Raw genomic sequence first — 20,627 nt, forward strand, 5'->3', positions numbered from 1 at the left:
GAGGGCAGGAAAAGTAAATTTGCAGCCAACCTATTGAGGCCGTCTCGTGCGGTCCCTCAGCCCGACAGCTTCGCCAGCCACGGGTGCCCGGGGTGCATCCGCTCCAGCCACTCGTCGAGGAAGTCCCGCCGTCTCCGGTCCAACAGCGGCAGCACCGCGTCGAAGTCCGCCTGATCTTTGGGGCGCGGCGCCTTCGCTTTGAACAGCAGCACCAACTCCGGTACCAGATAGGGGATCCCGTCCGCCGTCCGCTCGATGATGGCGTCGTACGGCAGCCGCAGGCTCTCGTTCCGTCGGCAGATCCACGTCCCGCCTTCGTGCGGCTCACGGAACACGTCACACAGGAACTGGCCACTTCCCGGGTCCCTGAGCCAGGTCTGGTGTGTGCTCGCCAGCACCTCGGCTCCCGCCCCCGCCCAGACCCGTCCCGAACCCACCGCGTCCCACACATACTCGGCAAAGCGGCCCCGAATCTCCGGGAATCCCGCCGCGGGCACCGCAATCTCCAGATCGCCGTGCGGCCGGGACTGCTCACCGCGGAACAGATCCAGCGCCCACCCCGCCGCAACGCACCAGGGCGCACAGACCCCGCCCAGCCGCTCCGCGACCTGTTCCGGACGCCAGGCGTCCGCCCAGCGGGCATTCAGTTCGTCCACGTCGAGCACGGCGCCACCGGGCGGCAGGGAGTCGTTCATCGGCACAACGTACCGCCGCCACAGACCGCCCCGATCGCCGGAAGGGCAGCCGCGTCAGCTGAAGGTACGGCGGTAGGTGTTCGGGCTGACGCCGGTCGTGCGCTTGAAGCGGTCGCGGAAAGCGGTGGGCGACCCAAAACCGACCTGGTCGGCGATGCGCTCGACGGAGTGGCTCGTGGTCTCCAGGAGGTGCTGGGCCTGGCGGATACGGGCACGGTGCAGCCACTGGAGCGGAGTGGTGCCGGTCTGCTCACGGAAGCGCCGGATCAGGGTCCGGGTGCTGGTCCCGGCGTGGGCCGCGATGTCGGCGAGGCTGAGGTCGTGGCCCAGGTTGTTCTGCAGCCAGGTCAGCAGGGGTTCGAGGGCGGAGCCCTGCGGCGTGGGCGCGTAGTCGTGGACGATGAACTGCGCCTGCCCGCCCTCGCGTTCGAGAGGCATGACGGCGAGGCGCGCCGCGTAGGCGGCCACGGCCGAACCGTAGTCGCTGCGGATCATGTGCAGGCACAGGTCCAGGCCCGCGGCGGCGCCGGCCGAGGTGAGGATCTGCCCGTTGTCGACATACAGGACGTCCGGGTCCACCGTGACGGCCGGGTAGGTGTCGGCCAGGAGGTCGGCCGCGATCCAGTGGGTGGTGGCCCGCAGGCCGTCGAGGAGCCCGGTGGCGGCCAGGGGAAAGGTGCCCACGCAGATGGAGGCGATCCGCGTGCCCTCCTCGGCCGCCGCACGCAACGCGTCTCGGACCGCGGGTGTGAGCGGGGCGGCGGGGGTGGCCGTACCGGGCACGATGATGGTGTCCGCGCCCTTGAGCCCCTCAAGGCCCCACGGCGCGCGCAGGGTGAAGGTGCCCGCGTCGATCTCCGGCCGTTCGGCGCAGATGCGGATCTGGTAGCCCGGGCGTCCGTCCGGGAGGCGGGTACGGGTGAAGACCTCGATCGGGGTGGACAGGTCGAACGGGATCACCTGGTCCAGGGCGAGAACGGCGACGGTGTGCATGGCGAGAACATATCTGCCCGCCGGGCGAGAGCAACCCGTTCCGCTCCCTGATAAGTGCCCCTTGCCCAGGTTCAGAGCGCTTGCGGCGGGCCTTGGCACTATCCCGTTGAAGAGTGTCACTCATGCCACTGGGGAACGGGAGGGGGAGCACATACCTTCGGAGGCGTCCCTGGCACGGGGCCGGCTCGCCCTCACCCGAAGGAACTCTCCATGCACGCCCAGATCGTCCTGTTCGACGGCTTCGACCCGCTCGACGTCGTCGCCCCCTACGAAGCGCTGTACGCCGGCGGTACCGCTTCCGGGGGCGCGGTGAGCGTGGAGCTGGTCTCCGCGGAAGGGGCGCGCGAGGTGGTCAGCGGCACCGGGGGTCTGACGCTGCGCGCCACCGCCGCCCTCGATCCCTCGCGCGCGTGCCTGATCGTGGTCCCCGGTGCCTCGGGCCGTGTCGGCGAGCCCGGGGAGGTCCCCGACCAGGATGCGGGCGACGGGGAGTGGCGGCAGGACGAGTTCATCCCCGTCCTGCTGGGCCGGACCCTGAACACCGAACTGCCGGCGCTGCTGAAGGCGGCCATGGCCAACCCCGATGTGACGGTCAGCACTGTGTGCGGTGGCTCGCTCGTCCTGGCCATGGCGGGCCTGCTGGAGGGCCGCCATGCCACGACGCACCACATGGGCCTGGACATGCTCGACGCCACCGGCGCCCACGCGGTACGGGCGCGCATCGTCGACGACGGCGACCTCGTCAGCGGCGCCAGCGTCATCTCCGGGCTCGACCTGGCGCTGTATCTGCTGGAGCGGGAGGTGGGGCCGCGCGTCGCACACGCCGTGGAGGAACTGTTCGCCCATGAGCGCCGGGGCACCGTCTGGCGCGAGCAGGGCCCGGTGCCCGTCGGTCTCTGACCGTGGGCCGTACGCACACCCACGGCCCGCAGCACACCCGCCGCCCCCTTCCTGTCCACCCCTCCTCACTCGCACACACCGTAAGGAAGAACAGCAGCATGTCCGTCGAAGGCATCTGGGACCTGTCCATCTCCACGCCCATCGGCAGAATCAAGGCCGCGGTCGATCTCCGGCGCGAGGACGGGGTCCTGACCGGCGTCGCCCACGGAGCGGGCGAGGAGGTTCCCCTCGGCAATGTCGTCCTCGACGACGACCGGCTGACGTGGGATCAGGCCATCACCAAGCCCCTGCGGCTGAACCTGGCCTTCGACGTGACGGTCGACGGCGACACCGTGCAGGGGACCTCCAAGGCCGGACGCATGCCGGCATCGAAGGTCACCGGCGAGCGGCGTACGGTTCGAGCGGCGGCGGAGCGCTGACGTGACGAAGTTCCTCCTCTCCGTGCACGTCCTGGCCGCTGTGCTGGCCATCGGACCGGTGACCGTCGCCGCCAGCATGTTCCCCAAGGCGCTGCGCCACGCGCACAGCGAACCGGGTGCCCCTGAGCCGCTCACGACCCTGCGCATGCTGCACCGCATCTGCCGTGTCTACGCGGTCTTCGGCCTCGCGGTGCCCGTCTTCGGGTTCGCCACCGCGAGCAGCCTCGGCGTCCTCGGCGATGCGTGGCTCATCACCTCGATCGTCCTGACCGCTGTGGCCGCCGGCATTCTGGCCCTGTTGATCCTGCCGACCCAGGAGGCGGCCCTGGCAGCGGCGGAGGCGTCCGGCACCGGCACCCCGGTACCCAACGACGACTCCCCCGAACCAGGCTCCGGCTCCGGCTCGCGCGTACCGGGCCGCCTGGCCATGCTCACCGGCATCTTCAACCTGCTGTGGGCCACGGTCACGGTCCTGATGATCATCCGCCCCGGCTCCACCACAGGAGCATGACCGTGCATCTGCGACCCCTGCGCATCGCGGCGCACACAGAGTTCGTCTCCCTGATCGTCATGCTGGCGAATCTCGCCACCGCCCACCTCAAACCCATCTCCTCCCTGATGGGCCCCACCCACGGCTGCGCCTACCTGTTCGTCGTGATCGCGACCTGGCGCCTCAAGCAGACGGCGACCGCCGCCAAGGCCGTCGCCATCATCCCCGGCATCGGCGGTCTCCTCGCCCTGCGACTGCTCGACCGCACCCGCACCGCGAAGGGCGCGCCGTCCGAGGAGACGGTGGACCTGAGGTCGTAGCGGCCGGTCATCGTCCGGCGCGGTATGTCTCCAGGCGGTCGGCCAGTTCCTTCGGGTGGCCGAGCATGGGGCAGTGGTCGCCGGGCATCTCGTCCGGCGGGAAGCCAAGCCGCTCGGCGACCGTCCTACGCATGAACTCGGCGGGGAAGAAGCGGTCGTCGGACGACATCAGGAACCTGGTCGGCACCTCGGGCCAGGCGTTCAGCGGCCACGGCTCGCCGAAGGGGGCCGGCGCCTGGTTCCGCTGGTGCTCCGCCAGAAACTCGGCGGCCAGGGCGGCCGGGGTGTCGTGCAGGACAAGGGAGAGCGGATCTTCCTCGTCACCCTCCGCGACACCTCGGCGGCGGTCGGATTCCTGCCGGGCCGGGCCGTAACCCGTGTTGTCCCACCACTGACCCGGTGATTCGCCCGGGGCCGGAACCTGGGCCTGGAGCATGACCAGCAGGTCCACCGGCGCCCGGTCGCACACCAGTGGACCGGTAAAACCGCCGAACGAGTGGGCGACGACAATGAGATCAGTGCGGCCGCCGATCGCCTCGACCACCGTGTCCGTGTACTCCGCGAGCCCGGCCGACGCGTCGTCACACGGCAGGTCCGGTGCGACGACCTCATGGCCCCGATCGCGCAACTGGGCAGCCAGCGGCCCCCAGTACCACGCGTCGACAGCCGCGGCATGAACCAATACATACGTCGCCACAGAACGGTACCTTCCACCCGTCGGTGCTCCCTGCACCGCGCGCGAGTCTACGTATCGTCATCTCCGGGAGGTCGTCACCTCGCCGGTCCAGAGAGATGCGCGGTACCCGCCGGGCACGGCCGCTGACCAGCGCGTAGACAATGGCTGAGCGGCAGCGGCCAGTCCGGCGGCCCCCAGGGCGAGGGCCGCGACGAAGGCCGGTAGGTGTGTGGGCTCGTGGAGTGGCCATGCCCAGCTTGCAGGGGTCCCGTGGCGAACACCGAAGGCTGCGCAGGCGATCGGGAAGAGAGTGACGCTCGTGGCGGCGATGTGCAGGCTGGTGAAGGTGCGCAGCAGCAGGGCGAGTCCGAGGTAGCCCAGGAAGTTGCGGGCCATGCCCGCGGCGAGGATATGGCCGGTCATGGACGACACGAGCCGGCCCCCGGCCAGCATCAGTACGGCGCAGGCCGCCATGAACGCGGTGTCCCACAGTCTTACGGTTCGTACGGCGGTCACTTCGATGGCGCTGCCGCCGCGGGACTGCCCGTACAGGATGAGGCACACCGGTGCGAGCGGCAGCAGGAACGGCAGAGGGAACGCGAAGGAGACTCGGCCGACCACGACCGGCACGGGTACCTGGACGGAATCGGCGACGGCACCAAGGACCAGGCAGGCGGCGAGGCCGGCGCAGACCGCGGGTACCCGGCGCACGTGAAGCCACCAGTCCATGAATGTTCTCTCTCTGTCGGTTGGCTCGTGGTGGCGTGCTCAGTAGCGGGCGGGGTCGAGGACGGGCCGCAGGTCGCACCGGGTGAGCGTCCTCGCATTCCGCTGGAACCAGGCCAGTTGGGCCGACCGGGGACGTTCGAGAACGCGGGTGGCGACCTCGACGTTCTCTGGGACGTAACGAGACGCGACGACCTGGGAGTCCACTCCCGCGGTGAGGGTGAGCCAGGCATCGAGCGGCCCGGAAGCGTCACTTCCCGGCCAGTCACCGTATGTGGCGCATGCCGGAGTGCCTTGGGGCAGAGCACTCTGTGCGACAAGGGCGCGGATGTCATCGGATGCCGGCATGGAAGTCCACGGCGACAGCTCCGGAGCGGTGGTGACACCGAGGGCAGCCAGCCGGGTGTGTGCGTCCGTTGCCCATTCGACGATGTCCGCGGCGGCGTGCTCCTGTTCGGGCCAGAGGCACACCCGTGGCCGCGTGTCCGAGCAGGTGCGCAAGGTGGTGGGCCGGGATGCGGCCGCGCTGTACCCGAGGGGATGGACGATCCACGCCGCGACGGTGACCACAACGGCCAGCACGACCGGGGCCAGGATCCGCAGACCACGCTGCCGTACCGTCACCAGCCGGGCGGCAAGGAGCAGGCCGATCGAGACCAGCGCGGGTGCCAGAATGCTGCGGGGCGCCGCTACTTGGTCGAGCTCGCAGCACTCGGCAAGGTTCGTGCCGTTCAGCTGCCGGACCCAGAAGACGTTCAGCGCCGCCGGGTAGGCCATCCACACGAAGCTGCCGACCAGCGCCACGGGAACGGCCAGCAGCCGGGGCAGGTTGAGTCCGATGACGTATCCGACGGCGGTGTGCGCCGCGACGACCAGCAGCTCCATACCGATCACGGCCACGGCGCTCCGGCCGGGACTGCCTGCGGCCTGTGGCAGCAGCAGACCGAGGGACAGCGCCACCGCGAGGACCCCCAGGACGAGCGTGGGTGTCAGGACGGCGAGTGACACCCGGCTGAAGGTCCGCACGGGCGCCCCTTGCAGAGCCCTGGACCGCCGGACGCGCAGCCCTTCCCAGGCGGCGCAGGCGGCCACTGCCGGTGCTGTCCAGACCAGGAGAAAGGTGCTGTGTGCGGCAACCGATTCCCAGTACCCGTCGGTGACCAGTTCGGTGACATTGCCGCTGTAGGCGAGCAACCACAGGATCAGCAGAATGCCGATGCGGGGAGCGATGGACACCCGCAGCACGGTGCGCCACGGCATGTTCACACCTCCTCCTCGACCAGGCCTGCGTAGGCGGCCTCGGCTCGGCGCTCCTGCGCGACCTCACCGGGCGCCAGGTCGAGAAAGGAGACGGTGGACCCCTGGAAGAGAAGGTGTCCCTGGTCGAGGAGGACGACCGAGTCGTAGCTGTCCGCCAGATCCTCCGTCTGATGGGTGGAGACCACGAAGCTCGCCTGATCCTTGAGATCGTCCAGGAGGGAGCGGAACACCTTCCGCTGTGCCGGGTCGAGTCCGGCGGTCGGTTCGTCCATCAGTACCACCCGCGCGGAGTGCACCAGCGTCTGGGCGATACCGAGGCGCCGTAACTGGCCTCCTGACAGCTGGGCGGCGGAGCGTTCGGCAAGCTCCCGCAGTCCGACCCGCTCGATCGCCTCCAGAGAACGGTCCCATGCGTCCCGCCGCGACAGGCCCTTGAGCCAGCCGGCATACGCCGCCTGCTCCCTGACCCGCAGCCCTGGAACGGGAGTCACCTGCTGCGGCAGCCAGCCGACCTGCCGTCGGTACCGCTTCAGATCGCGTCGCCTGCGGGTGTCGAGGTCGCCGAGCGTCACGCTGCCCGCGCGGGGTCTGAGCGCGGATGCGAGAAGTGCCAGCAACGTCGACTTCCCGGCGCCGTTCGGGCCGAGGAGCACGACACACCCTGACGGCAGGTCGAGCGTCAGGTCGTCGAGGACGAGATCCCGGCGCCGGTATCCGAAGGAGCAGCGCGAGAGGTGGATGGTCATTCTGGCCTTCTGCCGACTTCCGTGAGAGGCGTGGCCCGCGGAAGGCCCGGGGCCGCCGACAGTCCGATTGCTGTCACTGGCGGGTGCGGACGCTGTCGGCGTTGAGCCTAGTGGAGACCGTCGCGGTGCTGCTGGCAGTCGCGGAGGATCTTGCAGCCCTTGATAGGCAAGTCACCACTTGCCTATGGTGGTGACTCTGGCGGACGCCCCGACACCGGAGAGCACCCCATGAAGATCCACCTGTCCAGCGTGTTCGTCGATGACCAGGAAAAGGCCCTGCGCTTCTATACCGATGTGCTGGGTTTCGTGAAGAAGCACGACATCCCGCTGGGCGAGGACCGGTGGCTGACCGTGGTCTCGCCGGAAGAGCCCAACGGGACCGAGCTGCTGCTGGAGCCCTCTGGCCATCCCGCGGTGCAGCCCTACAAGACGGCTCTGGTCCAGGACGGCATCCCGGCCGCCTCCTTCGCCGTGGACGACGTACAGGCGGAGTCCGACCGGCTGCGCGCGCTCGGGGTGCGCTTCACCCAGGAGCCGCTGGCGATGGGTACGGTCACCACCGCTGTTCTGGACGACACCTGCGGCAACCTGATCCAGATCGTGCACAGCAAGTAGCCGTATGCAGCGACCGGCGCGGTGCCGGGCCGCGGGCTCAGGTGAGGGCGGTGGCCAGCAGGGCGAAGGCGGCGATGATGACGGCGACGCGGACGTAGTGGAGGCGGTCCCAGCGGTTCATCTGCTGCTTCCAGTCGGCGGGCCGGTTGTCGGCGGTCCACGTCCTGCCCCGGTTGTTGATCGGGACGAGCAGCAGGATCGACATGATCACACTGAGGATGAGCAGCGCGGCGGCGGTGACGACGAGGCCGGCGCCGTGGTGGTGCCATCCGGCGACGGCCCAGACCGCGACGAGGACGAGCGAGGTGATGTACCAGACCGGCATCACGGCGCCGAGCAGCCGAGCCCCGTGGCTGCGGCCACGCAGGGCGCTGTCGTCGGGGAGGCCGTCGAGGATCGGGTTGACGAAGAAGGCGACGGAGAACTCCACCCCCACCATCACGCCGACGACCACGGTGGTGAAGATCTCGAGTGCGCTGAGCATGATGACCCCTCCTAGGATCTAGCGCCGCTAGCCGACAAGGCAACGCTAGTACTACTGCCGCTCGATTGTCTAGCAATGCTAGGATCGAGTCATGTCGGTACAGGAACGCAAGGAGCGCGAACGGGCGGGCCGCGAACGCCTCATCTTGGCGACGGCCCGCGAACTCGCCGAGCAGCAGGGCTGGGACGCGGTCACCACCCGCCGGCTGGCCGAGCGCATCGAGTACAGCCAGCCCGTCCTCTACAGCCACTTTCGCGGCAAGCGGGAGATCATCGGCGCCGTCGCCCTCGTGGGCGCCGCCGAGATGGCCGCGTCGCTGCGGGCCGCGGCCCGTGCCGCGGACGGCCCGCGCGCCCGGGTCACCGCCCTCGCTCGCGCCTACCTCGACTTCGCCGAACGCAACCCGGCGGTCTACGACGCGATGTTCCGGCTCGACGGCGGCCTGGCATTCGCGAACGAGGACACCCCGGAGCCGCTGCAGGACGCCTTCGCCGCCCTGCTGGAGAGCCTCGGAGAGGTCGCCGGGGACGGCGTCCACCCGGCGCTGTTCACCGAGGTGTTCTGGGCGGCCCTGCACGGGCTGGCGACCCTGACCCGGGCGGGACGGCTGCCGCCGGAGGAGACCGAGCGGAGGGCGGAGCTGCTGGTGGACCGGCTCGCCCTGGTCTGACGCAACGTCCCGACGGCCACCCACCCATCAACCGCGTGAGCAACGCTCCGGGTCAATACACCTAGTCGCCACCCCCGTCACCGCCTCCTCCGTCTCCCCCGCTGTCGCCGCCGTCCGTGCCCCAGCCGTCGCCGTCGCCTGACTCGTTGTCGTCTCTGCTCTTCCCGAGGTTGCTGAACCAGGGGCGATCCCACCCCTCGTCGGCGGCGATCGGCTCGCCCCCGTCCACCGGGCGCCGCTCGGCCCGGAACCGTGCCGACCCCGTCGTGTCCCCGAGCCCGAAGGCAACGGCGAAGGCGTGCGCCATGACGGCATCCAGCGGGTCGGCGCCCTCGTACTGGACGAGGGCCAGCGGCAGCAGCACCGTGCCCGGCTCCGGCACGGGGCGGCGCGGGGGACGTGTCAGCAGGGCGACCCGTCGCTCGTCGCGCAGCAGCCACGAACTCACCGCGTTCTCCCGCCGCAGCGCCCAGTGCCGCTCGGGCAGTCGCACCTCCACGAAACTCTTGGACTTGCGCAGCTTCTTCCTGAGGCTGAGCTCGGCCGTCACATCGCCGACGGTCAGCCGCAGGCCCTTGGACGGTTCGGCGGAGTCACCACGGAAGCCGTGTGGCGCCCGGATCCGTACGACGGGAGCGTGCGGCCCCCACACGTCCACGCGCACCAGACGCCGCTCCACCGCGACGGCGACGGGGCCGACGGGCCCCGGTGCGAATCGCCGCGCGATCCACAGCGGTACGCCCTCGGCCCGGGCCCGGGCCGCGAGGGCGGCCACCTGGTCGGGACCACCACAGCGCCGTACCGCCAACTCCCCCAGCGCGCGGGCGAACTCGGCGGCCTGCCGCACCTTGACCGGCGTGGTGGTGCCGGTGATGCGGGTCACCGGAACGGCCCCGGCCCCGTCCGCCAGCCGCTCCAGCGGGCGCTCCGCACCGCCGCCGCCGAGCCAGCATCCGCGCTGGAACGCGTCGGCCATGGCACCGAGGTTCAGCTCGCTCAAGGGCGTGCTGTTGCCGCCCCTGTGCAACCGATCCTCGGTCAACTCCACGGTGCGCGCCAGCGGATTCCACGATCGCTCGCCATAGAGCACCTGGCTCACTGCAACCCCCATACGTACCCGACCAGTTCGGCAGAGTCACCCTCACACACCCCGACCGCACCGTGTCGCGGGGGTGGCCCGGCCACGACCGGATTCCCCTGCACAGGATCGGCTCCTCGCCGACGCCAGTTCGGACAGGGAGCCGGCCTTCTCCGCGCGGCCATGCCGGCGCTGGCCTTCTTCCCGGCCCAGGAAGGTGTCCAGCGTCCGTCACGGACCGTCCGTCAGACGCGCTCGTAGAGCGTGCCGGACTCGTTTCTGCGGAGGAGACCCTGGTCCACGAGGGCACGGCGCAGGGTCACCCAGTCGTCGAACCATTCGCCGCAGATCGCGTTGACCTTGGCCTCGGAGTACGCCACACCGGGCGCGAAGGAGTCCTTCACCACAGCCAGCACCCGGCTGCGTACCTCCTCCTTGCCCGGGATGGAGGTGAGCCTGCCACGCCGGAAATAGGAGCCCGCCCCGTCTCCCCCACCCTGCCCGGAGAGCCTGACCTCGGACTGGATCGCGAGCCGGAAGGTGTCGTCGAGGAGGGCGTAGGTGCGTCTGTCGCTGTCGAAAACGGCGATCCGGACGTCCGTCAGCTTCTGCAGAGCCGCAGCGGCGGCCGGTGGCCGAAGCCCTGCCCGCTCGGCGACCTCGGCAGCGGTGGTCGCGCCGAGGGCGAGGGCCGCGTAGGCCGCGCGCCGGTCGTGCTGGGCTAGGGCGCCCACCAGGTCGCGGCAGGAGGGCGGATGGTCCTCGGCGCGGGCCATGTTCATGGTGTCCGTTCCAGTAGTCGTACGAAGCGCCGGCTCTCTGTCGAGCCTCACTGGTCGCTACGAATACTCCGGTTCCGGGGGATTCCGAAGGGATTTTTCGGCGAAGAGTCCCTTTTCAGCCACGCGTGCGCGGGCGGGTCAGCCGCGGGCCACCGCGATGGAGCCGGCCAGGCGTTCACCCGCCTCGTAGATCATGTAGGGGACGCCGCCGTCGGTGCCGAAACTGGGCGCGGCGGCGCGGCCGTTCTCCGGGGCCGCGGCGCGGGAGTTGTAGAAGACGCCGAGGTGGTTGCGGCGGCTGAAGTCGTTGCCCACCTCGGTGATCATGATGTCGCCGCCGCTCCCCTTGTCCTTGTTGTAGACGACGTAGGTGGAGTTGTTGCGGTGGAGCAGGTGCGGGCCACCGACGTTGACCGCGCCGACGTCGCCGTGTCGGATGAGCGGCTGCTGGTCGAAGGTCCAGTTGCGGCCGTCGGGAGACCAACCCCAGTGGATGTCGCGGTGGTTGGTGGTGTTGTTGAGCATGAAGACCATGACGTACCGGGCGTTGCGGGAGGGCAGGTCGTGGCGGAAGACACGGGCGTACGACGTCTCCGTGGTGCCCGCGGGCAGCATCGACGTCGACAGGACCACCTTGTCGTAGGTGAAGTGGATGCCGTCGGTCGAGCGGGCGAGGCGGGTGGTGGTGTTCTCGCCGTGGAAGTACAGCCACATCTCCTTCGCGTCGGCGTTCCACAGCACATGGGGTGAGGAGACATGGCTGACGGAGTAGTGCGGCTGCCACTTGTTGGAGACGATCGGGTTGTTCGGGTACTCCGTGAACGGGCCTTCGAGGGAGTTCCCGTAGGCGAGGCAGATGCCGCCCGGGGCGTCGTGCGGCGCGTAGTAGAGGTAGTAACGGCCCAGCCGCGTGGTCAGCTTGTCGTAGACACCGCGGACGGTGGGGAAGATGATCTCGCCGGTGGGGTTGTAGGAGAGCTGGGACGGCGTCAGCAGGGTGCGGACGTAGGTGTAGTCGGGGAAGCCCCCCGGTGCGGCCGTCGCGGCGGGTGCGGCGGCGGTGCCCAGGGCGAGGGCGGCGCCGGTGGCGGCCGTGCCCTTCAGGAAGAGACGGCGGTCGAGGTGCGGCTCGTGCATGTCGGCTCCATCGGGTGCGGAAGGGATCGGGTCGGAGCGGGGCGAGGTCAGAGGTACAGGGCGGCGGTGACACACAGACCGCCGAGGGCGACCACCCACACATAGGGCAGGGTACGAATCATGACCTGTTGGGGGGTGACGCCGGCGTACTGGGCGCTCCACACGGTCTGGGTGCTGGTCGGGTCGGCGACGCCGAACACCTGGTTGTAGCTGGTGGCCATGCCGAGCACGGCGGCGGCCGGGTAGATGCCGGTGGCGATGAGGACGCCGGCGATGCCCGCGCCGAGGCCGAAGACGTTGAGCGGTCCGCGGTACAGGCACAGCGGCACCAGCAGGGTGAAGACGAGCACGAACAGCACGGGGTTGTCCGGGCTGACCGCCTTGACCAGGGGTTGCAGGGCGTCGACGGCACCGGGGAGCTTGACGGCGGCGAGCAGGATGCCGATGGCGACGAACAGGGCGATCGGCGGCGCGGCCACCTCGAAGCCGCCGTACAGGGTGCGCAGCAGCCGCTTGTTCATCTCGTGCGGTCTCGTCGTGGTGACCAGGGCGTAGCCGACGCCCGCCAGCAGTGAGGGGACGATGGCCACCTCAAGGCCGAGGGCGAGCACCAGCGGCACCACCGGGGCGAGCAGCGCGTACCAGGGGGCGTCGCCGAGCTGCTCCCGGCGTGAACGGGGCCGCGCCGGCACCGACTTCAGGGACCAGGTGTGCTCGGTGCCGCGGCGCCGGGTTTCGATCACCACGTAGGCGAGGGCCGCGGCCAGTGCGAAGGGGAACAGTTTCACCATGAAGCCGCGCACGGTGGGGATCGGCAGGTTCAGCGCGGTGGAGAAGAACTGCCACACCGGCAGTTCGAAGGGGGCGCCGACGGCGATGCCCATCAGCACGGTCCCCGCGGCCGTCACCTTGGGCACACCTACGGCGATCATGGCGGGGATGCCGATGATGCCGGCGAGCATGGCCGCGGGCGCCGAGCCCGTCACGGTGCCGACGAGCGCGGAGACGGCGAGGACGCCGAGGGCGACGACGGTGGGCCGGTCGCCGCCGAACTCCACGATCTTGCGGACGAGGGTGCCGGCGATGCCGGTCTCGTCGAGGAGCCGGCCGAGCCAGGAGCCGAGGATGATCGCGACCATGGTCGCGGCCAGCGCCGGGGCGCCTTCCTGCAGCACCGTGTCCAGGACGCTGTTCTCGCCGGTGAGCGGCGCGCCGGCCAGGAGGGCGATGGCCACGGCGAGGATCACCAGGGCGAAGGCCGTGGGAATTCTGCGGGTGAGCATCGCGGCGACACCGGCCGCCATGACGACGAGGATGACGACACCCATGGGTCAGTTCTCTCTTCTCGCGGTGCGGGCACGGTCGTCGCCGGTGGCGGCGGCCAGCGCGGCGGTCAGGAGCAGGGGGCTGCGGCCGAGGCCGCACACGGTGCGGGCGTAGGCGTGTGCGGCGACCTCCTCGGCGCCGGCGACATGGCCGGGCACCTGCCAGCGGCCCAGCCGCAGTGCGGTGTGGCCGAGGGTGCGTTTGAGTGCGGTGCGCGCCGGGCCGTGGTGGAGGTGGGCGTGCACGGCCTCGTGCGCGAGGGCGGCGGCCCGCACCGAACCCGGCGGGTACCAGGTGCGCCAGCCGCGCTCGTCGACGACGCGTTCGGCCAGGGCGAGGGTGTCGGTGTACAGCTCGACCGTCGGCGGTCGTGAGCGGTAGCGGGCGAGCAGCCCCTGCGCGAGCCCGCCGTCGCGTTCGACGATGCGGGCGGTGCAGGCGACGGGGGCGAGCGCGGCGCCGAACGCGTCGGCGGCCAGGGCCCATCGGCGCAGCAGCTGCGGGTCGCGGCTCTCGTGGGTGGGGGTGGCGGCCAGCAGCCGTACGGCCCACTCGATGTCGTCGGTCCGCGCGAGGTCGGGGCCGGCTGTGGGGGCGGTCATCTCCGTGCCTCCAGGACGGCGACGACCGGTTCGTCGGCGGCCCTGGAGCGCAGCTCGCTGCGGGCGAGCGCGAGCAGCGGCTGCGGGTCCAGGACGCCGGAGAGGTCGGCGATGCGCGAGCCCAGCAGCAGTCGGACGGCGGGGGCGCGTACTCCGCCGTCCCCGTAGGAGGTCGCCTCGGTGACCAGCCGGGCCAGCACCTCGGGTGCCTGTCCGACGGTGGTGGCCGCCACCGTGGCGTCGGCGGCGTGGTGGCGTACGACGCCGTCGGCGTCCACGATCCGTACCGGATGGCGGTCGGGTCGGAAGCGGCGGGAGGTGTCGGCGCCGTAGACGGTGTGCGCGGGGGTGCCGGCGAGGACATGGACGTGGGAGGGGTCGGTCTTGAGGCTGGCCGCGGCCAGGTGCAGGCGTTCGGTCTCGTCGGTCCGGTGGGCGCGGTCCTGGGTGCGCAGTTCGGTGGCTCCGGTGGCGATCGCGCGCACGGCATGGGTCTGCGGGTCGACGGTGACCTCGACCTGCACGCCGTCGGCGGCGGCGCCCTGGGCGACGACGGCCTGCTCGGCCTCGGCGCGCACGGCCAGGATCTGTTCCTGGGTCGCCCCGGGCACGATCCGCTCGACCTGTTCCCTGACCAGGGCGAGGGCGACGCCGATCGGGCTGATGACCTCGCTGTGCGCGGCGATCCGGCCCTGCATACCGGTCATCGCGGCAAGGTGGGGAGTGACGGAGGCCGCGCCGCCGCCTCCGCCGACCAGTACCGCGGTGTCGGTGTCCAGCCGGTACTCGCGTATCAGGGTGTCCACCACGGTCTTCACCTGGGCGATGCCCTCGTCCAGGATCCGGGTGGCGGCGGTGGCCACGTCGACGCCGAGTGCGGCGGCGAGCGGGGCGAGGGCGGCGCGCGCCACCGCGGGGTCGGCATGGGCGAAGTCGCCTTCCGGTACTCGGCCCAGGGCGTTGGCGGCGCAGGTCAGGGTGATCGCGAACCGCCCGCCCGCGGCGTCGACCACCACATGGTCGGCGGCGTCGCCGGGCATCGGGCGGACCGTGGCCGGCGTGGCGTCCCGCAGGTCGTCGGGGGTGGCGAAGCAGGCGTACGGCAGTCCGGCGATATGCGCACTGCGCGGGCCGACACCGGTGATCCTGCCGTTGCCGAGGCGGACCATGGAGCCGCCGCCGATGCCGACGGTGCGTACGTCGAGGGCGTTGAGGTAGGAGGTGCGGCCGAGGATGGTGGCGTGCCGCACGGCGACCTTGCCCCGGCGGACGACGCTGATGTCGGTCGAGGTGCCGCCGGTCTCCAGGAAGACGCCCTCGCTGACGCGTTCTTGCATCAGGGCGCCCGCGACGCCCGCGGCCGGCCCCGACAGCACGGTCAGCAAGGGGCGGCGGCGCATCTCGTCGAGCGACATCACTCCCCCGTCGCAGCGCATCACCATCAGCGGCGCGGTGACACCCGCTTTGGTGATGGAGGTGTCGACGAGGTCGGCGGTGGCGAGCATGCGCGGCAGGATCGCGGCGTTGACGACGGCGGTGCGGGTGCGTTTGCGCAGCCCGTACAGGGAGGTGATCTCGTGTGCGGCCGTCGTCGGCAGCCCGGCGGCGCGTCCGGCCGCGGCGACGGCTTGCTCGCCCTCGGGCCGGTCGACGCCGAACGGCTCGCTGGCCACGAGTGCTTGTGCGCCGGCCTCCTTCGCCTGCTCGACCACGGCGCGTACGGCGTGTTCGTCGTCGGGGTCGGATATGTGCGCGTACCGCAGGGGAAGACGTTTGCCGGGGGTGAGTTCGAGTTTGGCGAGGGAGGCGAGGCGGCGGGTGAGGAAGGCCGCCGGTCCCGTACCGATGCCGAGCAGACCTACGGTGGCGACGTCGCCCTCCAGCAGGGCATTGGTAGCCTGGGTCGTGCCGTGTGCCAGGAAGGCGATGTCGGTGGGTGCGTGGCCGGTCTGCCGCAGGAGCCGGTCGAGCGCCTCGACGATACCGTGGGCGACGCCGTCCTCGTGGTGGTGGCTCGTGGGAACCTTCACCTGGCCCACGAGTTGGAGTGTCGTGGCGTCGACGGCCACGGCGTCCGTGAAGGTTCCGCCCACGTCGATACCGACGCGGATGCGGTGGGTGGTCATGTCCGGGCACCTCCTTGTGCTGGGTCGGTCCACGCGGGCGGCCGGGCGGGGCAGGTGGTGCTGCCCCGCCCAACTCCGCACCGCGCGGGAGTGGTTCAGTAGCCTCTGATGTCGGGCCAGTGGCGTTGCACGCCTTCGCGGTCGAGCAGCCGGCCGAAGTCTTCGAACCGCTTTTCCTCGGACTGCACCTGGTGCGGCTCGACGTTCTCGGCGAGGCAGTAGCCGGCCAGGGCGCCGGCGACCTCGCCGACGTTCCACTCCACCGGGTGCAGCCGGTAACAGCCGTTGGTGATGTGGGTGGTGCCGATGTTCTTGCCGGCCGGCAGCAGGTTGCGCACGCGCCGCGGCAGGAGCGCACCGAGCGGAATCTCGAACGGGACGGAACCGATGTCGATGTACGAGTCGCCGCCGGTGGAGGGGTGCAGGTCGATGCGGTAGCCGCCGACGCCCACGGAATCGCCGTGGCGGGTGCCTCCGTAGGGGCCGACCAGGTCGATGGCGACATCGTGCTCGGTGACGGTGGTGACCGCCTTGATGCGCCGTGACTCGCGCACGTACGCGGACTTGGCGAGGCCGTCGGCGGTGCCGGTGACGTCGGGGCGCAGCCGCAGCCCGGGGAAGCCGGTGCCGCCGTCGGGGCGGGGGGCCTCGGTCTGCAGCCAGTACAGCAGCGACAGCGACAACTGCCGTGCCCCCTTGAGGGCTTCGGTCTCCTCACCGATGCAGGGCTTGAGCCAGTAGTCGTTGAGCGGCCAGTTCACCAGCGTGATGTCCGAGTCGAACGCGCCCGGCGCGTGCATGCCCCGGGCCAGGATGCGGCGGAATCCCCACAGTTCCTTGTCGCCGGCGTCGGCGCTCTGGTCGGCGGTGACGGCGAGCGGGTCGATGTCGGGGTTGGGCCGGAGGGTGCGTCCGACGGGTTCCAGGGTGCGCGGATCGGGCGCCTGGAACCCGAGCAGCGGGCCCGGCCAGAACGCGGGCCGGTAGTCACGCCAGAAGGCGTAGTCGGCGGGCCGGTCGATGGTGTGGTCCTCGCCCTCGTGATGGGAGAGCGCGAAGCAGACGGTGATGCCCTGCTGGTTCAGCGGCTGCGCCGTCTCGGGGGCGTGCGGCTCGTCGAACTCTGCTCGTGATTCGGCACCGGTGGCGTGTTCGACGCCTGCGAGGTGCAGCAGTTCGCCGGTTTCGGTGGCGTCCAGGACGTAACGGGCGGTCAGGGTGCGGCGCGTGCCGTCGCGCAGGTCCCGCACGGTGACCGAACGCACGGCATCGTTGTCGGACTCGGCCGCGACCGGCCGGTGCTCGGTCAGGACCGTCAGACGTCCGGCCGCACGGTGCGGCGCGAGCATGCCCTCCAACACGGCCAGGGCCACGCGTGGTTCGTGGCACAGCTTGCTCACCCGCCCGGCGCCGGGGTTGAGTTCCGGCACCGCCCGCGCCTCCGCCCGCAGCGGGTACCACTGGCGGTAGTAGGTGCGGATCCCCTCACGCAGCTGCCGGTAGGTGGCGGTGACACCGAACTGCTCCACCCACGGGTGCTCGTCCGGCGGCACGGCCTGGCTGGTGAGCTGTCCCCCGATCCAGTCCGTCTCCTCGGTCATCACGACGCTGCATCCGGCCCGGCAGGCCGCGAGCGCGGCGGCAACGCCGCCCAGCCCACCGCCCACGATGAGGATGTCGGCTTCCGGTATCACTCTTCTCCTCGCTGGTCTTCGGGGGGACCGGTCCGGTGCGGCCGGCCGGTCGAAGGGTTCGGGTTGCCGTAGTCGGCGGGTCGGGAGGTTCGCACGGGTCAGGCAGTGGCCGGCGGACCGGAGCTGACGCCGGCCCTGAACGTGCAGGCGACGAGCGTGCTTTCGGTCGGCTCGCCCGCGATGAGGGCGGACAGCAGCCGGACGGCCTCGGCGCCCAGCCGCGCCCTCGGGATGTCGAACCCCATCGGGACGGGCTCGTTCACCAGGTCCGGGGGCGGGCTGCCCAGTACCGCGAGCGACACCTCGCCGGGGCAGCGCAGACCCGCCGCGTCGACGGCGGCGCGCAGGGCACGCCAGGCCGCGCCGGTGTCGGTCTCCTCGGCGACGAACGCGGTCACCCCGTCCTCGTGCCAGGCGCGCACCCGCGCGGCGGTGACCTCGGTGTGCGGATCGGCCGTGCGGAAGACGGCCGCCGGCCCGGCGGGCAGGCCCGCGGCCCGCAGGCCGTCCAGGAAGCCGTGCTCGCGGTCGGTCGAGGCCGGCGCGTCGTCGTCCTCGCGCACCAGCACGATGCGCCGGTGGCCGGCCTCGGCGAGCGCCGTGACGACATCCCGGCTGGCGCTGATGTAGTCGGCGCCCACCCAGGCGACCCCCTCGGTGTCCTCGCGGCGGCCGAGATGGACGACCGGGAAACCGTCCCGTACGAGCCGTGCCAGTTCCGGCGAGGGAGCGTGCCGGCCCAGGAAGAGACAACCGTCCGCCAGCCGGACCCTGTTGAGCGCGCCGGCGCCTGCCGCGTCCGCGCCGCCGGCGCTGGAGCCGGTGAACAGGACCAGGTCGTAGCCCTGTACGGCGGCCTCCTGCTCCACACCCACCAGGAAGGGGTAGTACGAGTGGCGGACATCGGTCGGGAAGGTCGCGGTGAAGCTGAACACACCGAGCAGGTTGTTGCGGGCGGCGGCGAGCCGGCGGGCGGCCGGATCCGGCACATAGCCGAGGGTCTGCGCGGCCTGGAGGACCTTTCTGCGAGTCTCCTCCGAGATCGGCCGCGCCGTCGCCTCGTCCCGCCCCGACAGCACCAGGGACACCGTCGCCTGGGACACGCCCGCCAGCTGGGCCACCTCGGCCTGCCGGGGCCGAGAGCGCCGCCCCGCCGGTACAGGGCTCCGCCCCGGCCGGGCACGTCCCGCGCCTTCCTTGGCCACGCCACTCCTCCTCACGCGTTAATGCGTATTAGGTAATGCGCATTAACGAGCACTGTGGCGGGAGAGCCGGAATCAAGTCAAGACCCGCGACACAACGGGGCGGCTTCGCTCTCCGCGTGTGTGCGGACGAACGGTCAGCGCGTGCCCGCGGCAGCGCCGGCGTCCGCGCGCGCCTGACGGTGACCGGGACGGCGGCCACCAGCGTCGAGGCGGCGATTTCTCTGTCAAGTTCAGCTTGTTGACGTGAAACGGCCCACCCGTCAGCTCGACCGATGGCCCGGCTGCAGCGTTCGACGGAACCCGGTCCCTCGCCGAACGATCGGTCCCGGGGTTGCGTCCACCGGAGACGTTGCCGACCGGCGCCGACTTGAGCGGGGCGGACATGGCCGGCGCAAACCTGGAGGGTGCGTACCTGGCCGAGATCACCTGGAACGACACCGACCTCACGGGTGTGCGCCGACCGGAAGGGGATCTCCCCGACGACCCATCGAACCGGACCTCCGAGACGCCGAGGTCGGCGGCATCCGACGCGTGAGTCGTTCATCACCCGGTGCAAGCCTTTGCCGTTTCCGCAACCTGCGTTGGAGCCCTGCCGCGCAGCGGCCGAGGCTGCCGGTGCATCCGGTCTCCGACCCGAAAGGTATGCGATGCATGTCTTCGTCACCGGCGCGAGTGACTACATCGGCGGCACCGTCGCCGCGCAACTCGTCCGCGCCGGCCACACCGTCACCGGGTTGACCCGGGACCCGGCCAAGGCTGAGGCACTCGCCCGTATCGGCGTGCGGCCGGTGGTGGGGCTGCTGGACGACGCCCCTGTCCTCACCGAGCAGGCGCGTCACGCGGACGCGGTGATCAATGCGGCCGACAGCGACCACCTCGGCGCCGCCCGGACCCTGATTGCCGCGCTCGCCGGCTCGGACAAGCCACTGATCCACACCAGCGGCTCCAGCATCGTGGGGGTGGGCACGGAGGGCGAGGCGTCCGCGACGGTTTTCGACGAGGCCATCCTGGACGAGGGATCCGGCTGGGCACCCGGCCATCCCGTGCGCCAGGCACGGGTGGCCGTCGACCGCCTGGTCCTGGCCGCCGCCGAGCGGGGCGTACGCTCCGCGGTCCTGTGCAACAGCCTCATCTACGGCCACGGACGAGGACCGGCCCGGGACAGCGTCCTGATCGCCGCGCTGGTGAACCAGGCTCGCGCCGGTGGCGTCGTCCGACGTGTGGGCGCCGGCCGCAACATCTGGTCCAATGTGCACCTCGACGACGTCGCCGACCTCTATCTTCTCGCTCTGGAGAAGACAGCGCCCGGCACCTTCTACTTCGTCGAGAACGGCGAGGAGTCCCTGGCCGCGATGACCGACGCCATCGCCGCCGCCCTCGGGCTGCCCGGCCCCCGCCCCTGGGACCCCGGCTCTCCGGACAACCTCTGGCACCCCGAGTTCGCCCAGCACGCCCTGGGCTCCAACAGCCGCGTTCGGGCCGACCGCGCCCGCGGTCTTCTCGGCTGGCGCCCGCGGCACCGTTCGATCACCGATTGGCTCGCAACCAGCCTCGCCCCGGCTGCGATTACAGAAGGGACCGCCCAGGTCACCGGCCCAGCGGGGGCCAGTGCTGCCGATCACGGGTGACCAAAGGGAGGCGGGTCGCCTGGTCGGGCAGACCGAGGTGGTCCGGCATCCGGGC

The 20,627-nt window shown here is 71.1% G+C and carries 23 protein-coding genes; 8 read left to right on the plus strand and 15 right to left on the minus strand.

Annotated elements, in window-relative coordinates; genetic code table 11:
* Positions 1-56: 56 nt before the first annotated feature.
* Entirely contained in the window at positions 57-695 is a 639-nt protein-coding gene (locus CTZ28_RS29465) for a nucleotidyltransferase domain-containing protein (protein WP_121892755.1), read from the minus strand.
* 54 nt (positions 696-749) lie between these two features.
* Positions 750-1,688 carry a GlxA family transcriptional regulator gene (locus tag CTZ28_RS29470; RefSeq protein WP_121892756.1) on the minus strand — a complete coding sequence of 313 codons (939 nt, stop codon included), beginning with the start codon at positions 1,686-1,688 and terminating at the stop codon, positions 750-752.
* A 210-nt stretch (positions 1,689-1,898) separates the two neighbouring features.
* Here CTZ28_RS29470 and CTZ28_RS29475 point away from each other — a divergent pair, with 210 nt between their 5' ends.
* The 4 genes from CTZ28_RS29475 (at position 1,899) to CTZ28_RS29490 (ending at position 3,817) form a co-directional block, all read left to right on the plus strand.
* Positions 1,899-2,588 carry a DJ-1/PfpI family protein gene (locus CTZ28_RS29475; protein WP_121892757.1) on the plus strand — a complete coding sequence of 230 codons (690 nt, stop codon included), beginning with the start codon at positions 1,899-1,901 and terminating at the stop codon, positions 2,586-2,588.
* Between the two features lie 98 nt (positions 2,589-2,686).
* Positions 2,687-3,007 (plus strand): hypothetical protein, encoded by a 321-nt coding sequence (locus CTZ28_RS29480; RefSeq protein ID WP_121892758.1) that lies wholly within the window; start codon positions 2,687-2,689, stop codon positions 3,005-3,007.
* Position 3,008: 1 nt separating this feature from the next.
* A complete protein-coding gene (locus CTZ28_RS29485; RefSeq protein ID WP_121892759.1) occupies positions 3,009-3,518 on the plus strand; it encodes a hypothetical protein in 510 nt (169 codons plus the stop codon).
* Positions 3,515-3,817 carry a DUF3817 domain-containing protein gene (locus tag CTZ28_RS29490; RefSeq protein WP_121892760.1) on the plus strand — a complete coding sequence of 101 codons (303 nt, stop codon included), beginning with the start codon at positions 3,515-3,517 and terminating at the stop codon, positions 3,815-3,817. Before CTZ28_RS29485 ends, CTZ28_RS29490 begins: the two co-directional genes overlap by 4 nt.
* A 7-nt stretch (positions 3,818-3,824) precedes the next feature.
* On the opposite strand, the gene CTZ28_RS29495 is transcribed toward CTZ28_RS29490, so the two are convergent.
* The 4 genes from CTZ28_RS29495 to CTZ28_RS29510 are packed head-to-tail and all read right to left on the minus strand — an operon-like array spanning position 3,825 to position 7,225.
* Positions 3,825-4,514 carry an alpha/beta hydrolase gene (locus CTZ28_RS29495; protein ID WP_121892761.1) on the minus strand — a complete coding sequence of 230 codons (690 nt, stop codon included), beginning with the start codon at positions 4,512-4,514 and terminating at the stop codon, positions 3,825-3,827.
* Positions 4,515-4,571: 57 nt separating this feature from the next.
* Positions 4,572-5,222, minus strand: coding sequence for a hypothetical protein (locus CTZ28_RS29500; RefSeq protein ID WP_121892762.1), 651 nt, complete (start codon positions 5,220-5,222; stop codon positions 4,572-4,574).
* Between the two features lie 39 nt (positions 5,223-5,261).
* Positions 5,262-6,479, minus strand: a complete 1,218-nt coding sequence (locus tag CTZ28_RS29505) for a DUF7224 domain-containing protein (protein ID WP_121892763.1) — start codon at positions 6,477-6,479, stop codon at positions 5,262-5,264.
* A 2-nt stretch (positions 6,480-6,481) separates the two neighbouring features.
* Positions 6,482-7,225, minus strand: a complete 744-nt coding sequence (locus CTZ28_RS29510) for an ATP-binding cassette domain-containing protein (RefSeq protein ID WP_121892764.1) — start codon at positions 7,223-7,225, stop codon at positions 6,482-6,484.
* Between the two features lie 228 nt (positions 7,226-7,453).
* Between CTZ28_RS29510 and CTZ28_RS29515 the strand changes: the two genes are divergently transcribed.
* Entirely contained in the window at positions 7,454-7,840 is a 387-nt protein-coding gene (locus CTZ28_RS29515) for a VOC family protein (RefSeq protein ID WP_121892765.1), read from the plus strand.
* 37 nt (positions 7,841-7,877) lie between these two features.
* Here the strand turns inward: CTZ28_RS29515 and CTZ28_RS29520 are convergent, their stop codons facing one another.
* The gene (locus CTZ28_RS29520) at positions 7,878-8,324 is read right to left on the minus strand and encodes an anthrone oxygenase family protein (RefSeq protein ID WP_121892766.1); all 447 of its coding nucleotides are present in this window, start codon (positions 8,322-8,324) and stop codon (positions 7,878-7,880) included.
* Between the two features lie 91 nt (positions 8,325-8,415).
* On the opposite strand from CTZ28_RS29520, the gene CTZ28_RS29525 reads away from it, so the two are divergent.
* Positions 8,416-8,994: a TetR/AcrR family transcriptional regulator gene (locus tag CTZ28_RS29525; RefSeq protein WP_121892767.1), complete on the plus strand. Its 579-nt coding sequence runs from the start codon at positions 8,416-8,418 to the stop codon at positions 8,992-8,994.
* Positions 8,995-9,055: 61 nt separating this feature from the next.
* On the opposite strand, the gene CTZ28_RS29530 is transcribed toward CTZ28_RS29525, so the two are convergent.
* The 8 genes from CTZ28_RS29530 to CTZ28_RS29565 all read right to left on the minus strand — a co-directional run bounded on the left by CTZ28_RS29530 (position 9,056) and on the right by CTZ28_RS29565 (position 18,944).
* The gene (locus tag CTZ28_RS29530; protein WP_259471865.1) at positions 9,056-9,994 is read right to left on the minus strand and encodes a hypothetical protein; all 939 of its coding nucleotides are present in this window, start codon (positions 9,992-9,994) and stop codon (positions 9,056-9,058) included.
* Between the two features lie 323 nt (positions 9,995-10,317).
* Complete coding sequence (locus tag CTZ28_RS29535) at positions 10,318-10,854, minus strand: DUF2087 domain-containing protein (RefSeq protein WP_121892769.1); 537 nt, start codon at positions 10,852-10,854, stop codon at positions 10,318-10,320.
* Between the two features lie 138 nt (positions 10,855-10,992).
* Positions 10,993-11,991 carry a twin-arginine translocation signal domain-containing protein gene (locus CTZ28_RS29540; RefSeq protein ID WP_121892770.1) on the minus strand — a complete coding sequence of 333 codons (999 nt, stop codon included), beginning with the start codon at positions 11,989-11,991 and terminating at the stop codon, positions 10,993-10,995.
* 47 nt (positions 11,992-12,038) lie between these two features.
* Positions 12,039-13,319: a TRAP transporter large permease subunit gene (locus tag CTZ28_RS29545; RefSeq protein WP_121892771.1), complete on the minus strand. Its 1,281-nt coding sequence runs from the start codon at positions 13,317-13,319 to the stop codon at positions 12,039-12,041.
* Between the two features lie 3 nt (positions 13,320-13,322).
* On the minus strand, positions 13,323-13,919 hold the full coding sequence (locus CTZ28_RS29550) for a hypothetical protein (protein ID WP_121892772.1): 597 nt from the start codon (positions 13,917-13,919) through the stop codon (positions 13,323-13,325).
* Positions 13,916-16,045 carry a hydantoinase/oxoprolinase family protein gene (locus CTZ28_RS29555; protein ID WP_121892773.1) on the minus strand — a complete coding sequence of 710 codons (2,130 nt, stop codon included), beginning with the start codon at positions 16,043-16,045 and terminating at the stop codon, positions 13,916-13,918. The genes CTZ28_RS29550 and CTZ28_RS29555 overlap by 4 nt, the downstream gene beginning before the upstream one ends.
* A gap of 95 nt (positions 16,046-16,140) precedes the next feature.
* Complete coding sequence (locus CTZ28_RS29560) at positions 16,141-17,739, minus strand: FAD-dependent oxidoreductase (RefSeq protein ID WP_121892774.1); 1,599 nt, start codon at positions 17,737-17,739, stop codon at positions 16,141-16,143.
* Positions 17,740-17,837: 98 nt separating this feature from the next.
* Positions 17,838-18,944, minus strand: a complete 1,107-nt coding sequence (locus CTZ28_RS29565; protein ID WP_121892775.1) for a LacI family DNA-binding transcriptional regulator — start codon at positions 18,942-18,944, stop codon at positions 17,838-17,840.
* A gap of 349 nt (positions 18,945-19,293) precedes the next feature.
* Here CTZ28_RS29565 and CTZ28_RS49690 point away from each other — a divergent pair, with 349 nt between their 5' ends.
* Positions 19,294-19,479: a pentapeptide repeat-containing protein gene (locus tag CTZ28_RS49690; protein ID WP_398656989.1), complete on the plus strand. Its 186-nt coding sequence runs from the start codon at positions 19,294-19,296 to the stop codon at positions 19,477-19,479.
* Positions 19,480-19,591: 112 nt separating this feature from the next.
* The gene (locus tag CTZ28_RS29575) at positions 19,592-20,572 is read left to right on the plus strand and encodes an NAD-dependent epimerase/dehydratase family protein (RefSeq protein ID WP_121892777.1); all 981 of its coding nucleotides are present in this window, start codon (positions 19,592-19,594) and stop codon (positions 20,570-20,572) included.
* The last annotated feature ends 55 nt before the right edge of the window (positions 20,573-20,627 follow it).

Source organism: Streptomyces shenzhenensis, assembly GCF_003688995.1.
Taxonomy (GTDB): domain Bacteria; phylum Actinomycetota; class Actinomycetes; order Streptomycetales; family Streptomycetaceae; genus Streptomyces; species Streptomyces shenzhenensis_A.